The organism is Helicobacter mehlei, from assembly GCF_007280785.1.
In the GTDB taxonomy this organism is placed as follows: domain Bacteria; phylum Campylobacterota; class Campylobacteria; order Campylobacterales; family Helicobacteraceae; genus Helicobacter; species Helicobacter mehlei.
The window spans coordinates 1-16,958 of record NZ_VKGC01000026.1 but is presented as its reverse complement, the minus strand read 5'-3'; the positions used below and the strand labels follow the sequence as shown (position 1 = coordinate 16,958).

Genomic DNA, 16,958 nt, shown 5'->3' with positions numbered 1-16,958 from the left:
TTTGGTATGGGAGCTTGTGGTGATAGGGTGGTGGATTACCACCCTGTGCCTTTTATTTATGAATATAGAGGGGGGGAGTAGTACCCTGAATCCCTCGAATCAATCATTTTGCCATTTTTCAATGGCTAGTTATCCATTGTTAATATGGAGGGGCGGTAGTCGCTGGTCTCCTCTTTGTGGGTTGCACCACTCGGTTAGACGCCATTAACCCTAACCAGCCATTGACGGATAACACAACCTCTGTTTTTGGGTATGCATGCAACAACTCACTTGTGCCCTTATGGCAAGGCACATAATGGAGGATTTAAGCAACGGGCGATGCAACAGGTGCAACAACAGGCCAATATATATGCTAGTGGATTTGGTGCAAAGCAAGAGAAGTTGATCGATATCGGTGCAACAAAGAAATCTATCCTTGGTTTTGGTAGCTTTTGGGCAGTGAATGCGTGAAAGTGCGTGGTTGTGCAAGCCCCATATCACATTAAAGGGCATATAAGAGGTCAAAGAGTGGGTTTGAGCCCCCTCTGTGCTTTAAGACTTCTTAAATAAAATCAACTCATAGGAAGTTTTTTGGATTTGTTTGGCTTCTGTGGGGGTAGTGGCGTGTTTTTTCACGTGGGCCTGGAGTTGCTCATTGAGACTATCGAGCTCATCTAGGCGTTCTTTTAAACGCAAAATGATATCCACCCCTGCTAAATTCACACCCATATCACGGGTTAGGCGCAAGATCGTCTTGATCTTATCCACATCGCGTTGCGAATAGAGGCGCATTTTCCCATCGGTGCGCTTAGGCTCTACTAGCCCCTCTTTTTCATATTGGCGCAGGGTCTGGGGATGCACGCCTAAAATCTTAGCCACCACGCTGATCAAATAAAGCGGTGCGTCATAATCCACCATGCCTAATCCTTTAATTGTTCTTGCAAAACTTGCTTAAACTGCGCACTCATGCTATCAGTATGGGGCAAAATTACATTAGCCTTTAGGTATAAGTCCCCCATGTTCCCACTTTTGCGGTTTTTAACCCCCAATTCTTTAAGGCGGAATTTTTGGGCGTTTTTGGTATTGGGTGGGATTTTCAAGCTAACTTCCCTGTGCAAGGTTTCCACCTGCACCTTGCCCCCAAAAAGTGCAATCTTCAAGGGCAGATCAAAGGATTTAATGAGATCGTCTCCCTCTCTGGTGTATTCGCTGTCCTCCAGCACATGCACTTTTAAGAGCACATCGCCCTGCATTCTGCCCTGTTGGTGTCCGCGCCCCCGTGCGCGCAACACCTCGCCCTCCTTGACCCCAGCGGGGATTTTGATCTCAAAACTATCATGTTGGAGTTGGATTTTACGCTTTGCCCCTAAAACTGCCTCTCTTAGGGCAATTTGGATTTCCACTTGGACATCTAAATTTTCTGAAAAGCCAAAATCCCCAAAGTTGCCAAAACTCCCACCCCCCATACCCCCCATGTTAAAGCTCCCCCCTCTAAAGCCCCCACCCCCAAAGATTTGGGACAAAATATCATCAAAATTGGCGTTACGCCCTTGGGCGCGCGCAAAATCGCTGAAATTCTGCCCACCAAACATGTTATCCCCGAATTGGTCGTATTGGGCACGCTTTTGTGGGTCGCTCAAAATCTCATAAGCGGCATTGATCTCCTTAAACTTTTCCTCTGCCTCCTTGCCCTTGTTCAAATCTGGATGGTATTTGCGCGCCAAACGCCGATAAGACTTTTTGATCTCCTCATTGCTCGCCCCCTCGCCCACCTCTAGGGTGGTGTATAAACTTTTTCCCATCTTTGAATCCTTTGTATGAATTAAAGCACATTATAGCATAAAACTTTAGTCTTATAGTGTCAATTTTTTTTATAATGTTCTAAAAACTCTGCATAACCCTTTTGGCGCAAGGCACAGGCTGGGCACACCCCGCATCCATAGCCATAAATATGCCTTTTGTGGCGCACACCCTCATAGCAAGTGTGGCTATGCTCTAGCACCAAGTCTAACCCCCCCAACTCTTGGGCTAACTGGAACTCTTGGGCTTTGCTAGCAAACATCAATGGGGCTAAAATGCTAATGCCTTCTTTGCTCCCAAAAGCCCCTAAGTTTAAACTCTCTTCCATGCTGGCAATAAACACTTCACGGCAATCAAAATAGCCACTATAATCTTGTTGGGAGACCCCCACGAGCACAAAATCTGCCCCCAAATTGAAGGCGTAGGCGTGTGCGAGGGTCAAAAATAGTGCATTGCGATCGGGCACAAAGGAGGCGGGTAAATTCGGGTTGCGTGGATGGCTAGCCTGCATGCTCTCTGTGCTGTGTGTAAAGAGGGCGGAGGCACTTATGGAGGCTAAAAAATCCAAAGAGAGGCACGCATAGGGCAGATGGAGCAACTGGGCGATCTTTTGGGCTTGTTCTAACTCAATGGCGTGTTTTTGGGCGTAATCAAAGCCTAGCAAATACACTTGCCCAAAGGCATGTTTGCCCCAAAGGGCTAGAGTGGTGCTATCCTGCCCGCCACTAAAACAGAGGACACAACTGCCCTCAAAACGCATTGCCAAGAAATCCGCGAGGTCAAAGGGGTTGAACATGGTTTCTCTTTGTTAAAATAGCCCAATTATAGCAAAGATAAAGGCATTCACTTGGATCACCCCTGTAGGCATTTGGTGCGCAAACTCCCCAAAACTCTTTTAACATTGCATGCTTATATTGAGGAGGGCGGTTTTGAAGCCTATGTAGTGGGGGGGGGTGTGCGCGATTTGTTGTTGGGCAAGAAACCTAAAGATTACGATCTGGCTAGCAGTGCTACCCCTGAGGAATTAAGCGCGCTTTTAAGGGGCATTCCTAGACTTAAAATTTTAAAGCACGCCAAAGCCTTTGGCACTTTGGGCGTGTATTACCAACGCCAATTTTTTGAGATCACCACTTTTAGGCAAGAGAGCGATTATCATGATTACCGCCACCCACAAAGCGTGTCCTTTGTGCGCTCCATTGAGCTGGATTTAAAACGGCGCGATCTCACCATTAACGCCCTAGCCTTGCACCCTACAAAGGGACTTTTGGACTTGCATGGTGGGCTTGAAGACCTCAAGGCGCGTCTTTTAAGGCTGGTGGGTAACCCCTCTGTGCGCTTGCAAGAAGATGCCTTGCGGATTTTAAGAGTCTTGCGTTTGGCGAGCACGCTAGGCTTTGCAATTGAGCCTCTCAGCGCGCATGCCTTGATCCAACACGCCCCCCTGCTAAAACACATCGCCAAAGAGCGCATCACAAATGAGTTTTGCAAACTTTTATTAGGCAATTTTGCGGGTGTGGTGTGCGTGGATCACCAAGAAATCTTGGAGTCTTTTTTAGGCGTGCCTCTGTGTTCTAATCATCTCAAAAATCTAGGCAACACCCCGCCTAATTTGCTCTCAAGGCTCTTAGTGTGTAGCCAACACTTAGACCCCGCCCAACTTAACACCTTGCAAGAACACCTCAAACTCCCCAAAAAAACCACCAAAGCCCTCAACGAACTCCATACCTATATCCAAAATGCCCGCCCTTGTGAAAATAGGGTTTGGGTGAAACAACAATTGCAGATTTTAAGTTTGAGCGCATTTCGGGCGTTTTTGGGCTGGCTAGCAAGCACCAATGAGCCATTAAGCGTGGCACTAAGGGCGCAATTCAAAGAGACTAAAGGGGCGGTCTATTCCTTGGACTTTTTAAAAATCAGGGGCAACCATTTAAAAGCGATCGGACTCAAAGGCGCGCAGTTTAAGGCATGCTTGCAATATTGTTTAGAAAGTGTGATCTTAGAAAAAACCCCTAATGAGTTGTCTCCCTTGTTTGCCCTAGCCCGTAAGTGGGCAGACAAATTAAGACAAGATTAGCTAGAATAGCACTTATGTCTAGACTCCATTTTGATAATTTGTTATTCCTAGCCCCCCTAGCGGGTTATACGGACTTGCCCTTTAGAAGTGTGGTGAAACGCTTTGGGGTGGATGTTACCGTGAGTGAAATGGTCAGCTCCCATGCGCTGGTCTATGCCTTTGAGAAAAATGCCAAGATGTGGGCACGCTCCCCTGAAGAAGAGCCCTTTAGCGTGCAAATTGCTGGTTCTAAGACTGAAATCGTGCAAAGGGCGGTGGAGTTGTTAAACGGAGTAGAGGGGATTGATATTTTAGATTTTAATTGTGGTTGCCCAGCCCCCAAAGTGGCCAACCATGGCAATGGGAGTGGGTTACTCAAAGATTTGAAGCATTTAGTCCAGCTCTTAAGGGTGATTAAAGAAAACACCAATAAGCCCTACACTAGCGTGAAGGTGCGTTTGGGCTTTGAGTCTAAAATCCCCCTAGAGATTGCCCATGCGCTCAATGATGCCCCTGTGGATTTTGTGGTAGTGCATGCGCGCACACGAGCTGATCGCTACAAAAAAGAGAAAATTGACTATGAGAGCGTGCGGGCAATGCGCGCCATTTTAAACAAGCCCTTAATTGCCAATGGCGAGATTGATAGCGCATCCAAGGCTAGGGAAGTGCTCAATTACACGGGGGCACAAGGCGTGATGATCGGGCGGGCAAGCTTGATTAAGCCGTGGATTTTTTGGCAGATCAAGCATAACACAGAGGAATTACCCGCCCTTGTGAAAAAAGATTTGGTCTTGGAGCATTTTGATAAGATGGTGGCTTTTTATGGGGATCGGGGGGTGGTGATGTTCCGTAAAAACTTGCACGCTTATGCCAAAGGGCACGCCCAAGCCAGTGCATTTAAAGGTGTGGTCAATTCCATGATCTGCCCTAAACAAAGCCGTGTGCAGATTGAGGAATTTTTTAGCACGGCAATACCCCTAGATAACCTGCCCCAAATTATCACCTTGAATCGGCAAAGTATATGATGAGGTGGCTTGTTTGGGTGGGCTTTTTGGGTTTATTGCAGTCTTTGGGGGCACTCAAAAATCATGTCTTTACGGGTGCGCGTTTGGGCTATGTGGGCGGGTTTGAGAGCACCTTTAGCCAGCAAGTGAGCATGAGTAACCCTAGCACCATGCCTAGTAGTAGCCAACTTGTGTGCCCTAAAAGTCTGTGCAAGGGCGATGAAATCACAGGGTTTTATAAAACAAGTCCTAAAAAAAGTGCGGGTTTTGCCTTCACCTACAGCGTGGGCGATGAAATCTTTTTTGATAAATTTGCCATTAGTGGCTTACGGGTTTATGGCACGCTAGAATACGCCAATGCCAACTTAGGTAGCCGTTACAAGGTGCAAAATAACGGGGGCAAAAACTACAACCCCCAGTACGTCAAAGCCATCGACCCTACAACGGGGGATGCGATTCCTGAGATTATCACAGGGAATAACTCAAATTCTCTAAAAGCTATCCCCGGTAGCACCACTTTAGGTGTTCCCATAAATTACACCTCTCCTTGTGTCCCTCTTAGTGCCAATAACCCCCTAGGATTATGCCCCACCCCCAACCCCCAAGCCGTGTTGCTCAACATGCCCGCACACTTTATGACTTTTGGGCTCAATGTAGATGTATTTTTAAATATCCCCTTAGATTATTGGCTCAAAAGAGTCTATGCCAAGATGTTTTTTTTCAAAATGGGCGTGTTTGTGGGCGGGGGCGTGGAATACGCAATGCTTTGGAGCGATGTTTTTAAAAATGAGGTTTTGGGCGCATTAGGTTATAACCCCAAAACGCGTTTTTTTGCTGCTGGGGGGGGGTTTTTTGTCAATGTGGGCTACCAACTTTATTTAGGCAAGCATAACCGGATCAATGTGGGTTGGAAATTCCCCTACTACAAGATCACCGCACACAACTGGTATAACTATGGCAACCACAATGCCGGTACACAACAAACCCTCAAACAAGGTCTCATCATAGACCGCCATGAAGAATTTTATGTGAGTTACGCATATCTGTTTTAAGAATGTCAAGACAATTGGCAAAAATCCCGTATTTGGGATAAAGCCCTAAAAATGTTGAATACGGGTATCTGGTACAGGAGTTTTTGGCACTCCCATAACCATAACTAAGCGTGCCAAATCTCAAGGCTTGCCAGTTGTGGGAGTTTGTGGGATTAGAATTGAGGACATGCCTTTACTTTAAAACACCATTTTAGGTATAATCTTTCCAAAAAGGCTTTAGAATGTTGCGTTTTGCGCCCTCCCCGACTGGAAGCATGCACATTGGGAATTTGCGGGTCGCCCTGTTTAATTTTGTGGTGGCTAGGCAATTGCAACAACCCTTGATGGTGCGCATTGAAGATACCGACTTGGAGCGCAATATCCCGGGCAAAGATCAAGAGATTTTAAAAATCCTAGAAAGCATGGGTATTTCTTGGGATCATTTGGTTTATCAGAGTGCAAATTTACCCACACATTTAGAATATGCCCAAAAACTCCTAGATCATGGGGAGGCTTTTTATTGCCACTGCACCCCATCGTTTTTAGAAACCAAAAAGCAAGAAGCCCTGCAAGCCAATAAACCCTTCCGGTACGAGGACTCTTGGGCACTGATAGAACAAAAAAGCAATCCCCACCCAGTGGTGCGCTTAAAGGGTGGCACGCAACGCCTGCAATTTCAAGATGTTATCAAGGGGACTTTGGGTTTTGATCCCTTTGAGTTAGATAGTTTTGTGATTTTGCGCTCCAATAACACCCCCACCTATAATTTTGCGTGTGCATGCGATGATTTGACCTACAAGATTAGCTACATCATTCGGGGCGAAGATCATGTCAGCAACACTCCTAAACAGATTTTGATCCAGCAAGCCTTAAGGCGCGCACTCAACTTACCCACCCAGGATTTGTTATACGCCCATTTGCCTATTTTGTTAAACTTTGAAGATGGCAAAAAGATGAGCAAAAGAAACGCCGCCTCTAGCGTGGAGTGGCTCATCCAAGAAGGTTTTTTACCCCAAAGCATCGCCAATTATCTGCTCTCTTTGGGTTACAACCCCCCCAGCGAGCTTTTTAGCCTGCAGGAGGCTACCCAGTGGTTACAAATGGAGCGCGTGAGTCCAGCGGGCGCAAAGTTTGATCTAGCCTATTTGCGCCATCTTAACCACCGCCATTTAGAGTGCTTAAGCCTTGAGGAATTGGGCGCGCTTTTAAAGCTGGATCACCCCCAAAAAGCCCAGTTAGCCCGACTTTTTTTACAAGAGTGTAGCACGCTAGCAGAATTGCAAGCAAAATTGCATGCGGTGTTTGCGCCCAAAGATATTAACCAACAAGAGGGCGATCGCGATTTTAAACAGCCTTGTTTGCAATTATTTAGCGTGCTTAAAAGCATGCCTATTTGTGAGGATTTTACAGAGTTTAAGCAACTGGCCATGCAAAAAAGCCAGCTGAAAGGCAAGGATTTTTTCAAGTCCTTGCGTCTCTTGCTCACCGGTGAGTTAAAAGGCGTGGAATTGGCCCTGCTCTACCCCCACCTCAAGCCCTTTTTGAATCAAATTCTCGTGTTAGGGGGTGCGCATGGTTGCTAGCACTATCCTAGGTGCATTGGCAACGATCTTGCATAATCTCATCAACTTTTACATGTGGATCGTGATCATCGCCTCTGTGCTGAGCTTCATCCGCCCCGATCCATCCAATGTGATCGTGCAAATGCTCTACCGCCTCACCGAACCGCTCTTCCAAAAAATCCGCCAAATCATGCCCTTTGTGGTGTTTAATGGGATCGATCTCTCTCCCCTAGCCGTGATTATCTTTTTAAAATTCATAGACATGACCTTGGTGCAGTTATTATTTGCCTATTCACGAGGATAACCATGCGCTCCATTGTTAAAATTGCGCTCCTAGCAAGCATGTTTGCCGGTACGCTTTTAGCCCAAGAGATCACCCTAGATTTCCTCAAAAGCAAACCCAAGGGCATTGCACGGGATTTTTATATTTGGATGTTTTTGCAAGAAAAGAGCACCACAGCCGAGGAAGCCCAAGAAGCTTATACTCTAGTGAATAGCAAGAGCGCGCGCATCCAAGCAGCGATGATTCAAAAAAAAGCTCTTACAACCACACGGGGCAATGTGTGCCACCGCCTCTCGCTCAAAGAGCTTGCTTTAGAAAATAGCAAATGCATCGCAACCGGTTTAACCATCTCGCGCATTTTTAACCACGCTAAGAATTTTTCAGATCGCGAGTTGTTATCTTTCTTGCAACAAAAGATCGCCTCTACAAATCCCAAACTCTACACTTTTATGGATATTCTGTTGAGCCAAGATATGTTAAAAGAGTTTGTCAAAACCGGTGTTGCCACGCTAGCCACCATCTACAATGCACTCACCTACAAACAGCGACTCCAGCTTTTAGACCATGCAATCGATCCCAAAACACTAGCTTATCTAGTCAATCAAAATGACCCCGTTTTTAATGATATTCTTCGGCGCATTGTGCGGGACGCGCGCTTTTTACACTTCAAAAAATCCCTAGCCCGAGCACGCATCACCCATTCAGATTCCAAGACTTTTTTTATTCTGGGCTTGAATGCGGCCATGCATGATGGGCTTAGTTTGGCTTTAGAGTATTTTAAACGCTCTGCTCAAGAAGCAGATAGTAGCTTTTTGAAAAATAGAGCCCTCTTTTGGCAATATCTGGTGAGCCACAACAAAACCTACCTACACACCCTAAGCCAAAGCACCTCCCCCGATCTCTTTAGCATTTATGCGAATTTGAATCTAGGCACCACCCCCAAATACAAAATTGTGAGCACCCTAGAGGGCATCACCCACAAAAACCCCAATTTTGACATCAAAGACCCTTTTGAATGGCAGATTTTAAGGGATAAAATTTTAGCTATTCAAGATAAAAATGCCTTTTTAAAAGCCCTAGAACCTCTTAAGACAACGCAAACTACCCCCCACTTGGCTTATTTTTTAGATCGCTACTACAACAGACAAAGAAACTATTTTTTGGCCCCCTATGAGGGGGTCATCTCTTGGAAAAGCGTACCTGAAAAAGCTTTGGCTTACGCTGTGGCGCGCCAAGAGAGTCTATTATTGCCCGCTTTGGTCTCCCGTTCCTATGCGTTGGGCTTGATGCAGATCATGCCCTTCAATGTCGCCCCTTTTGCCCGCCAGATCGGTGCAGGACCCACCAAGCTAACCGATATGTTCAACCCCAAGATCGCCCTAGTCTTTGGGAATTATTACCTCAACTACCTAAAAGAGGAATTCAAACACCCGCTTTTTGTAGCTTATTCTTACAATGGCGGGCCTAAGTTTTTCAGACATCTTTTAAAAGAGAGGCATTTTTTCACCCGCCAGCGCAAATTTGAGCCATGGCTGAGCATGGAACTGATCCCCTATAGTGAAACACGCCTTTATGGGCAAAAGGTCATGGCCAACTACATCATCTACCAAAAACTTTTTGCCCGTGAGCAAGGAGAACCCCACCATTTTGACATCAACGCCTTTTTTGATGCCACTCTTAAGGACGTTCCATGATTAAAAAATGCCTTTTCCCTGCTGCTGGGTATGGCACGCGCTTTTTACCTGCCACCAAGGCGATGCCTAAAGAAATGCTCCCCATTGCTAATAAGCCCTTGATCCAATATGGCGTGGAGGAGGCGATAGAAGCAGGTTGCGACACAATGGCAATTGTAACCGGGCGGGGTAAGCGCGCCATTGAAGATCATTTTGATATTAGCTATGAATTAGAGCACCAAATTAATGGAACCAACAAAGAACAATCTTTAGCCGGGATTCGCACCATCATGCAAACTTGCCGTTTTTCCTACACCCGGCAACTTGAAATGAAGGGATTAGGGCATGCCATCCATACCGCCCAAACCTTGATTGGCAATGAACCCTTTTGTGTGATCTTAGCAGACGATCTGTGTGTCAATGCGCCGGGTATGGGGGTTTTGCGCCAAATGGTGGATTTATATGCCAAATACCAATGTTGCATTGTTGCCATTGAAGAAGTGGCATTGGCTGAGGTGCATCAATACGGCGTGATTTGCGGGCAAGAAATTGCCAACGGGGTTTATCAAGTAAGCGACATGGTCGAAAAGCCCAAGTCTGAGGAAGCTCCGAGCAATCTAGCCGTGATCGGGCGTTATATCTTGACCCCTGATATTTTTGAGGTGCTCAAAAACACCCCACCGGGCAAAAACAACGAAATCCAAATCACAGACGCGCTCTTGCAACAAGCCCAAAGCAAGTTGGTCCTAGCTTACAAGTTTCAAGGCAAGCGTTATGATTGTGGGAACATGCACGGCTTTGTGCAGGCGACCAATGATTTTTACCATCTCTACGCGCAATCCCATTAGCCATGTATGATCTATGGTTTTATGGCTTTTACTGGGTTGCTAGTTTTCTACTAGCCTTCCCTGTTTTGATCATCGGCTTTGTCTATGCCCACATCAAACCCCCGCCTCCGCCCCCTAAAATCCCCACGCTGAAAGAATTAGATCAAGCCTTTAGAGATGTTCAGGACAAAGAAAGTTACGATGCTATTTTTCAAGACTTTGTCCGCCACTACCAAGTTTTGCCCAAGAGTGCCAAAGAGGGCGATTGGCTGGATTTTGTGGGGAAATTAGCCGAATCGGAATTTTTGGATCTGGATTCGAGTATCAAATTTGGACAGGACTTGGAAGATGTGAATCCCAAAATCCAAAAAGCCATCGCCAACACCATTGGACTAGCCCTCAAATACAAGAAGAAAGACTAAAGGAATGATTTGGACTACTTAGAGATTAAAGGGCAAGAGCCCCTAAAAGGGAGTGTACCTATCTCGGGGGCTAAAAATGCCGCTTTGCCCATTTTGGCCAGCACGCTTTTAGAGCAAGAGAACGTGGCGATCAGCGGTTTGCCGGCTGTAGCCGATGTGAGTGCATTGCTCGAACTCTTAGAGCACTTGGGCGTGCAAATTCAAAGGCATGACTCCCACACCTTAGAAATAGGCACGCCCCATATCACAAATTTACAAGCCCCTTATGACATTGTGCGCAAAATGCGCGCCTCAATTTTGGTGCTAGGACCGCTGTTGGCACGCTTTGGCTCGTGTGCGGTGAGCTTGCCCGGGGGGTGTGCCATTGGGGCTAGACCAGTGGATTTGCACTTAAGAGCCTTAGAAAAAATGGGGGCGCATATCCACATCGAAAAGGGCTATATCATCGCTAAGGCTAAACATGGGCTAAAGGGCTGTGATATTATTTTAGACAAGATCACTGTTACGGGCACCGAAAATATCCTCATGGCTGCTAGCTTGGCAAAAGGGGAAACTAAGATCATCAATGCAGCTAAAGAACCCGAAGTGGTGCAGTTGTGCCATTTTTTGCAAAGTGCTGGGGTGGAGATTAGCGGGGTAGGCAGTTCTGAGCTGAGCATTCAGGGCACAAAGGGGCAGGCCCTACACTTTAAACCCATTCATATCATTCCCGATCGCATTGAATGCGGGACTTATCTATGCGCTGCTGCTATCACTAATTCTACACTCTCTTTGAGCAATACCAATGCCCACCATTTGGAGGCAATTTTAAGCAAATTAAGCGAAATTGGCTTTAAAATCGACATTACAGAAGACACACTCACCATCCACAAAGCACGCACCCGCAAGGGCTTTGAGATCATCACCACAGAGTATCCGGGTTTTCCTACCGATTTGCAAGCCCAATTTATGGCATTGGCGACCCAGTGTGAAGGGAGTAGCTTGATTGAGGAACGTTTATTTGAAAACCGCTTCATGCATGTCAGCGAATTGCAACGCATGGGGGCTGATATTAGTTTAAAAGGCGCATTGGCTCAGATCAACGGGGATTGTGTGTTAATGGGAGCAGATGTGATGGCCACCGATTTAAGGGCTTCCTCAGCACTCATCTTGGCCGCTTTAGTGGCTAAGGGTAAAAGTAGAGTGCACCGCATTTACCACTTGGATCGCGGGTATGAGAGTCTAGAGCTCAAGATGAACGCCTTGGGGGCTAAAATCAAACGATTAAAAGAAAAATGAAGTTTAAGGGGTTTGCTGTGGAGAACATGGCTTGCTTGGATATTTTGAGCGGGATCTTGGTTGCCAAACCCACCATCCCAAATTCTGTGCAGGCTTGATCCGACATGGTGGTAAGACAATAAAAAAGGGGTTGTTGTGGTGCGTTCTAGCTGTTTTTTCACGCACTAGGGCGTTTGAACACCTCTTTTAAAATGTAGAAAGTCCCCACGAGTAAAACTAGCCCCACCATAAAGCCCACAGCCTTAGAAAACAAACTAGCCCCCAAGAATGCCACTAAGGCGCAAGTGGCGGTGAGTGTGGCATAGGGCAGTTGGGTTAAAAAATGGCTTTGCACAGAGCAACCCGCCCCTGTGGCCGAAAGAATTGTTGTGTCAGAAATGGGCGAGGCGTGATCCCCATAGACAGCTCCCGAGAGAATAGCTGAGATCACCAATACAATATCCCCGCCCATAACACCGACCATGCCCGCCCCAATGGGGAGCATGATCGCAAATGCGCCCCAGCTAGTGCCCGTGGTAAAAGCAATAAAGCTAGAGATGAGAAAAAGAAGCAAGGGGGTTAGCACCACCACGCCCTGAAAGTGTTGGATCAAGTTGGCTAAATAAATCCCCGTTTGTAAATCATCACGAATCATGGGACCTATTGACCAAGCTAAGATGAGCACCCAGATCGCCCCTGCCATGCTTTTAAGGCCCTTGAATCCAAGAGAAAAGAGGGATTTTTTGGGCAAATAAGCATAGGCTAGAGCGGTGGTTAAAAAAAGAGCCAAAAGTCCCCCAAAAAAGAGGGCAAAGGCGGTATTGGTGTGCTTGAAAATCTCTAGCCAGTGGGTGGAGTGGCTGGCACTATAGCCGGTATAAAGAATAAGCCCCGTGATCCCTACAATCAAGGATAGGATGCTTACAATCAAAATAGAGATGGGCGCACGGGGGCGATCATCTAGAGAGATTTGCAAATCTTGCACGCCCACATTGCGGTATTTTTGCATGGCGGGCAAATTGATTTGCCACACAATAGCCAAGAACACCGCCACCAGCGCAAACCATGCATAATAATTGCTCCCCATACTTTCCAAAAGCAACGCAAAACTATCTTTAAGCAAGGGCGAGCCCTCATTTTGCATCACCCCCACAATATAAGCCCCCCAGCTAGAGATAGGCACTAGCAAACACACCGGGGCTGAGGTGGAGTCGATGATATAGGCTAGCCTCTCGCGGCTACTTTGATGCGAGTCGTTGAGCGATTTGCTGATTTGCCCCACAATGAGGGCGTTAAAGTAGTCATCAATGAAAATCACAATCCCCGCTAATAGGGCGATCCCCTCTGATTGGCGCGGGCTTTTAACATATTTTTTAGCCCACAGCACAAAGGAATTGATCGCCCCACAAGCGGCAATAATTTGACTCAAAATGCCCAAGATAATCAAGAACAAAAAGACATAGACACTGCTAGAATTAATCTGTATCCCATTTTCATCCACCCGGTAAAAAACCGCACTGATTTTATGGTAGATGTAGATCAATACTTCGGATAAATGCCCTTCTGTCATGATTAAAGAGCCCAGGACAATCCCGCTTAAAAGCGAGAGAGCGACTCTTTTGGTAAAAATAACCATTACAATGACAAAAACCGGGACAAGCAAACTTAGGAGGGAATGACCCAAGGGAGTCCTTAAGATGAGCTGGCCGGGAGAGAGGGATTCGAACCCCCGGAGGTGTTACCCTCAACGGTTTTCAAGACCGCCGCTTTCAACCACTCAGCCATCTCCCGTTGTGAAAGTTTAAAAATGGAGGCGACGCCCGGATTTGAACCGGGGAATCAAGGTTTTGCAGACCCATGCCTTACCACTTGGCTACGTCGCCATGGTGCCCAAAGCCGGACTTGAACCGGCACGGTATTGCTACCGAGGGATTTTAAGTCCCTTGTGTCTACCTATTCCACCACCTGGGCAAATGAGTAAAACAGGGTAAAAATCATGATGGAGCGGGAAACGGGGATCGAACCCGCGGCCCCGACCTTGGCAAGGTCGTGCTCTACCACTGAGCTATTCCCGCATAAAAACCTTGATTCTAGCAATATTTATTTAATAAGTCAAGTTAAACGCGTGGCTAGTAGTTGCTGGGTGTAGGGGTGTTTGGGGTGGCCAAAGACTTGATCAAGCGAACCGCTCTCCACCACCTGCCCTTTTTGCACCACCAAAACGCTATCACACATGCTCTCAATCACGGCTAAATCATGGCTAATAAAAACATAACTCAGGTTGCGCTTTTCTTGCAATTCTAAAAGCAAGTGCAACACGATTTTTTGCATGCTCTTATCCAGCGCAGAGGTGGGCTCGTCCATCACCACCACTTGGGGGTGGGAGAGAATAGCGCGCGCAATGGCAACTCTCTGGCGTTGCCCCCCGCTGAGCTCAAAAGGGTAATAATCTAAAAACTTCGCCTCTAAGCCCACCGCCTCTAAGCTGGCACGTACCTGATCTAAACTAGTCTTGATCCTAGCCCCATAAAAGGCTTCTAGCAAAATCTCTTGCACACTCCAACGCGGATTTAAAGAGGCAAAGGGATTTTGAAAGACCATTTGCAACGATCGTCTGAAGGGCTTAAAAGCTTTGGGGCTCAAGGCTTGCACGCTTTGTTGCAATAAAATTTGTTGCCCTTGCGTGGGGGCTAATTTTAATAATCCCATGGCTAAAGAACTCTTGCCACTGCCCGATTCGCCAATCACGCCCAAAGTTTCCTTAGCATGTAGGGCAAAGCACACGCCTTGGATAGCTTGGAAATAGCTATTTTTGCCAAAAAATTTCTTTTGAATATAGCGCACCCCAAAATCCTTGACGCTCATGATTTCTTGGGGCTGGGGCGCGCTGTTTTTCCTAGTTAAGTGGCGGGCTTGTAAAAGCATTTGGGTATAGGGGTGTTTGGGAGCTTTAAAGAGTTGATCCGTGCTAGCCTGCTCACAAATGCGCCCTTCTTGCAAGACATAGACATGCTGTGTAACATGCCTGACTGCACCCAGATCGTGACTAATAAGCAAGATTGCCATGTCATTTTGCACGCTCAAGCGCACCAGCAAATCCAAAATTTGTTGTTGGATTTGGGCATCTAGGGCGGTGGTGGGTTCATCACAGATTAAGAGTTTAGGGCGGTTGATTAAAGCCATGGCTAGGGCGACTCGCTGGTTTTGCCCCCCACTGAGTTCATAGGGGTATCTCGGGCACAAGTCCATAGATAGCCCCACTTGTGTCATGACCGCCTCTAATCTTGCTTGCGCCTCTTGCTTGGTGGGCTTAGCATGCAGATACAGAGTCTCTAAGATTTGCTTTTTAATCTTGTGTAGAGGGTTGAGCGCGCTTAGGGGCTCTTGAGCGATGTAACTGATTTGTGCACCTCTTAGGGCTCTGATTGCATTAGTTTTGAGGGTGAGTAGATTTGTCCCCTCAAAAAAGATTTCTCCCTTAAGGGCGCGTACAAATGGCACCAATTGCAAGATCAACGAGGCTAGCGAGCTTTTGCCACTGCCACTCTCACCCACCAAACCCACCCGTTGCCCCCTACAAACATCTAGATTGATGTCCTTCAAATAAAAATCCTGCCCGATTTGGGCTTGCAACCCTTGGACACTCAAAAGCTTATTTGAAGTTTGTAGCACTGAAAACATCTCTGACCCCCTCTCCGATAAAAACTAAGATAGAAAGCAATAACGCAATGGCAAAAAAGCCTACCAAAGCCAAATGCGGGGCATATAGGTTGTTTTTGCCTTGATTGAGTAGCTCCCCTAAACTAGCACTCCCTACTGGCATACCAAAACCCAAAAAATCCAGGCTCACCAAAGCCCCAATACTCCCAGCCATGATAAAGGGGATATAAGTGATGGTTGCCACCATCGCATTGGGCAAGATATGGTAAAAAATCACCCGCACATCACTCACCCCCAGTGTGTAAGAAGCCTTGACATAGTCCATGTTGCGCCCCCTTAAAAACTCGGTGCGCACCACTTGGGCTAGCCCCATCCAAGAAAAAGCCAACACCAACAGCAAAAGCCACCAAAAGTTAGGGGTAAAAATACTAGATAGAATGATGAGCAAAAACAAGGTAGGAATCCCGCTCCAAATCTCAATGAAGCGTTGCCCTAGCAAGTCTAATAGCCCGCCATAATAGCCCTGAAACGCCCCGATCGCCACGCCCAACACCACACTACCCAAACTCAACACCAAACCAAATAAAATAGAAATGCGGTAGCCATAGACAAGGCGTGCGAGCACATCGCGGGCTTGATCGTCCGTGCCTAGCCAGTGTTTTGAGCTTGGGGGCGTGGGGGCTGGGCTTTTTAGGTCCATAATGATTGTGTCATAAGAATAGGGGATCAAAGGGTGGATCACAAGGGCGTTTTTGAGCAAATGGTTTCTGACATAGGGGTCGCTATAATCGGTACTGGTGTAAAAATCCCCCCCAAAGGTGGTTTCGGGGTAATCTTTAAAAATGGGGAAATAAGCCTTGTGATCTTTATAGATGAATAGGGGCTTGTCATTGACCCAAAGCTCCGCTATTAACGATAACACAAACAACACCACAAACACAACCAACGCATAAAACGCCCGCTTGTTTGCTTTAAATGCCTGCCAACGTCTTGTTTGCAAATCCAACGGAAATCCTTGATATTTTGGTGAAAGGGATATTTTACAGCAAAAAGCGCACAAAGGGCTTAGTTAGTGGAAACTAAATATTTTGTGGCGCATTTTAGGAGATTCACGATGTTAAGTAAAGTGGCGTTTAAGCTGTGGTGGACTAATCTATTTAGCAAGGCAAAGGCGGGTTTTTACAAAAATTCTCAAGAAAACTTGAGGTGATCTGTAAGGAAATTACCAACCACGCCGTAAAGCCCTAGCTTTAGCTATGGGGAGTATGTCAATTAAAGTCGGTATGTTCCTCCTCTTTAGGGATGGGCTTTATCCCTTTTTCGTGTATTTTTAACACACTCTCCGCGCTCAAAGCTAGAGGATTGAAGGTCCCAACAAGGCTTGGCCACTGGCGGGTCTAAAGCACC

The 16,958-nt window shown here is 46.7% G+C and carries 16 protein-coding genes and 4 tRNA genes; 10 read left to right on the top strand and 10 right to left on the bottom strand.

The genetic code is table 11. The features are described from left to right. The first annotated feature begins 318 nt into the window (after nt 1–318). A complete protein-coding gene (locus FNE76_RS08715) occupies nt 319–450 on the top strand; it encodes a hypothetical protein (RefSeq protein WP_268877247.1) in 132 nt (43 codons plus the stop codon). An 81-nt stretch (nt 451–531) separates the two neighbouring features. Here FNE76_RS08715 and FNE76_RS07310 read toward each other — a convergent pair whose 3' ends face one another. From FNE76_RS07310 to queC, 3 genes are read right to left on the bottom strand one after another with little or no spacing between them, the layout of a single operon-like run. Then, a complete protein-coding gene (locus FNE76_RS07310; RefSeq protein ID WP_120948703.1) occupies nt 532–897 on the bottom strand; it encodes a heat shock protein transcriptional repressor HspR in 366 nt (121 codons plus the stop codon). Nucleotides 898–899: 2 nt separating this feature from the next. Beyond that, nucleotides 900–1,781 carry a DnaJ C-terminal domain-containing protein gene (locus FNE76_RS07305; protein WP_120948702.1) on the bottom strand — a complete coding sequence of 294 codons (882 nt, stop codon included), beginning with the start codon at nt 1,779–1,781 and terminating at the stop codon, nt 900–902. A gap of 59 nt (nt 1,782–1,840) precedes the next feature. Continuing rightward, nucleotides 1,841–2,575, bottom strand: coding sequence for a 7-cyano-7-deazaguanine synthase QueC (queC, locus tag FNE76_RS07300; protein ID WP_120948701.1), 735 nt, complete (start codon nt 2,573–2,575; stop codon nt 1,841–1,843). A gap of 51 nt (nt 2,576–2,626) precedes the next feature. On the opposite strand from queC, the gene FNE76_RS07295 reads away from it, so the two are divergent. The 9 genes from FNE76_RS07295 (at nt 2,627) to murA (ending at nt 11,912) form a co-directional block, all read left to right on the top strand. Continuing rightward, nucleotides 2,627–3,853 (top strand): CCA tRNA nucleotidyltransferase, encoded by a 1,227-nt coding sequence (locus FNE76_RS07295; RefSeq protein ID WP_120948700.1) that lies wholly within the window; start codon nt 2,627–2,629, stop codon nt 3,851–3,853. Nucleotides 3,854–3,867: 14 nt separating this feature from the next. Then, nucleotides 3,868–4,857, top strand: a complete 990-nt coding sequence (locus FNE76_RS07290; RefSeq protein WP_120948699.1) for a tRNA dihydrouridine synthase — start codon at nt 3,868–3,870, stop codon at nt 4,855–4,857. Beyond that, nucleotides 4,857–5,888, top strand: a complete 1,032-nt coding sequence (locus FNE76_RS07285) for an outer membrane beta-barrel protein (RefSeq protein WP_235852304.1) — start codon at nt 4,857–4,859, stop codon at nt 5,886–5,888. Before FNE76_RS07290 ends, FNE76_RS07285 begins: the two co-directional genes overlap by 1 nt. A 221-nt stretch (nt 5,889–6,109) precedes the next feature. Further along, nucleotides 6,110–7,450: a glutamate--tRNA ligase gene (gltX, locus tag FNE76_RS07280; RefSeq protein WP_120948697.1), complete on the top strand. Its 1,341-nt coding sequence runs from the start codon at nt 6,110–6,112 to the stop codon at nt 7,448–7,450. After that, nucleotides 7,440–7,733, top strand: a complete 294-nt coding sequence (locus FNE76_RS07275) for a YggT family protein (RefSeq protein WP_120948696.1) — start codon at nt 7,440–7,442, stop codon at nt 7,731–7,733. Before gltX ends, FNE76_RS07275 begins: the two co-directional genes overlap by 11 nt. Nucleotides 7,734–7,735: 2 nt before the next feature. After that, complete coding sequence (locus FNE76_RS07270) at nt 7,736–9,406, top strand: lytic transglycosylase domain-containing protein (protein WP_120948695.1); 1,671 nt, start codon at nt 7,736–7,738, stop codon at nt 9,404–9,406. Continuing rightward, complete coding sequence (gene galU / locus FNE76_RS07265) at nt 9,403–10,233, top strand: UTP--glucose-1-phosphate uridylyltransferase GalU (protein ID WP_120948694.1); 831 nt, start codon at nt 9,403–9,405, stop codon at nt 10,231–10,233. The genes FNE76_RS07270 and galU overlap by 4 nt, the downstream gene beginning before the upstream one ends. Before the next feature lie 2 nt (nt 10,234–10,235). After that, entirely contained in the window at nt 10,236–10,634 is a 399-nt protein-coding gene (locus tag FNE76_RS07260) for a hypothetical protein (protein ID WP_120948693.1), read from the top strand. Between the two features lie 9 nt (nt 10,635–10,643). Then, nucleotides 10,644–11,912: a UDP-N-acetylglucosamine 1-carboxyvinyltransferase gene (murA, locus tag FNE76_RS07255; protein WP_120948692.1), complete on the top strand. Its 1,269-nt coding sequence runs from the start codon at nt 10,644–10,646 to the stop codon at nt 11,910–11,912. A gap of 157 nt (nt 11,913–12,069) precedes the next feature. Here the strand turns inward: murA and FNE76_RS07250 are convergent, their stop codons facing one another. The 7 genes from FNE76_RS07250 to FNE76_RS07220 all read right to left on the bottom strand — a co-directional run bounded on the left by FNE76_RS07250 (nt 12,070) and on the right by FNE76_RS07220 (nt 16,557). Beyond that, nucleotides 12,070–13,575, bottom strand: a complete 1,506-nt coding sequence (locus tag FNE76_RS07250) for a Na+/H+ antiporter NhaC family protein (protein ID WP_120948691.1) — start codon at nt 13,573–13,575, stop codon at nt 12,070–12,072. Nucleotides 13,576–13,594: 19 nt separating this feature from the next. Then, nucleotides 13,595–13,682 (bottom strand) — tRNA-Ser (locus tag FNE76_RS07245). 17 nt (nt 13,683–13,699) lie between these two features. Then, nucleotides 13,700–13,774, bottom strand: a tRNA-Cys gene (locus FNE76_RS07240). Nucleotide 13,775: 1 nt separating this feature from the next. Beyond that, nucleotides 13,776–13,862, bottom strand: a tRNA-Leu gene (locus FNE76_RS07235). A gap of 29 nt (nt 13,863–13,891) precedes the next feature. Next, nucleotides 13,892–13,966: transfer RNA gene (locus FNE76_RS07230), tRNA-Gly, on the bottom strand. A gap of 37 nt (nt 13,967–14,003) precedes the next feature. Next, nucleotides 14,004–15,572, bottom strand: a complete 1,569-nt coding sequence (locus FNE76_RS07225; RefSeq protein ID WP_235852303.1) for a dipeptide ABC transporter ATP-binding protein — start codon at nt 15,570–15,572, stop codon at nt 14,004–14,006. Beyond that, complete coding sequence (locus tag FNE76_RS07220; RefSeq protein WP_120948690.1) at nt 15,544–16,557, bottom strand: ABC transporter permease; 1,014 nt, start codon at nt 16,555–16,557, stop codon at nt 15,544–15,546. The genes FNE76_RS07225 and FNE76_RS07220 overlap by 29 nt, the downstream gene beginning before the upstream one ends. Between the last annotated feature and the right edge of the window lie 401 nt (nt 16,558–16,958).

Excerpts from the sequence above, each read along its gene's own strand:
- FNE76_RS08715 (WP_268877247.1), top strand. The coding sequence starts at position 319 with ATGCAACAGGTGCAACAACAGGCCAATATATATGCTAGTGGATTTGGT.
- FNE76_RS07310 (WP_120948703.1), bottom strand. The coding sequence starts at position 897 with ATGGTGGATTATGACGCACCGCTTTATTTGATCAGCGTGGTGGCTAAG.
- FNE76_RS07305 (WP_120948702.1), bottom strand. The coding sequence starts at position 1,781 with ATGGGAAAAAGTTTATACACCACCCTAGAGGTGGGCGAGGGGGCGAGC.
- queC (WP_120948701.1), bottom strand. The coding sequence starts at position 2,575 with ATGTTCAACCCCTTTGACCTCGCGGATTTCTTGGCAATGCGTTTTGAG.
- FNE76_RS07290 (WP_120948699.1), top strand. The coding sequence starts at position 3,868 with ATGTCTAGACTCCATTTTGATAATTTGTTATTCCTAGCCCCCCTAGCG.
- FNE76_RS07285 (WP_235852304.1), top strand. The coding sequence starts at position 4,857 with ATGAGGTGGCTTGTTTGGGTGGGCTTTTTGGGTTTATTGCAGTCTTTG.
- gltX (WP_120948697.1), top strand. The coding sequence starts at position 6,110 with ATGTTGCGTTTTGCGCCCTCCCCGACTGGAAGCATGCACATTGGGAAT.
- FNE76_RS07275 (WP_120948696.1), top strand. The coding sequence starts at position 7,440 with ATGGTTGCTAGCACTATCCTAGGTGCATTGGCAACGATCTTGCATAAT.
- FNE76_RS07270 (WP_120948695.1), top strand. The coding sequence starts at position 7,736 with ATGCGCTCCATTGTTAAAATTGCGCTCCTAGCAAGCATGTTTGCCGGT.
- galU (WP_120948694.1), top strand. The coding sequence starts at position 9,403 with ATGATTAAAAAATGCCTTTTCCCTGCTGCTGGGTATGGCACGCGCTTT.
- FNE76_RS07260 (WP_120948693.1), top strand. The coding sequence starts at position 10,236 with ATGTATGATCTATGGTTTTATGGCTTTTACTGGGTTGCTAGTTTTCTA.
- FNE76_RS07225 (WP_235852303.1), bottom strand. The coding sequence starts at position 15,572 with ATGTTTTCAGTGCTACAAACTTCAAATAAGCTTTTGAGTGTCCAAGGG.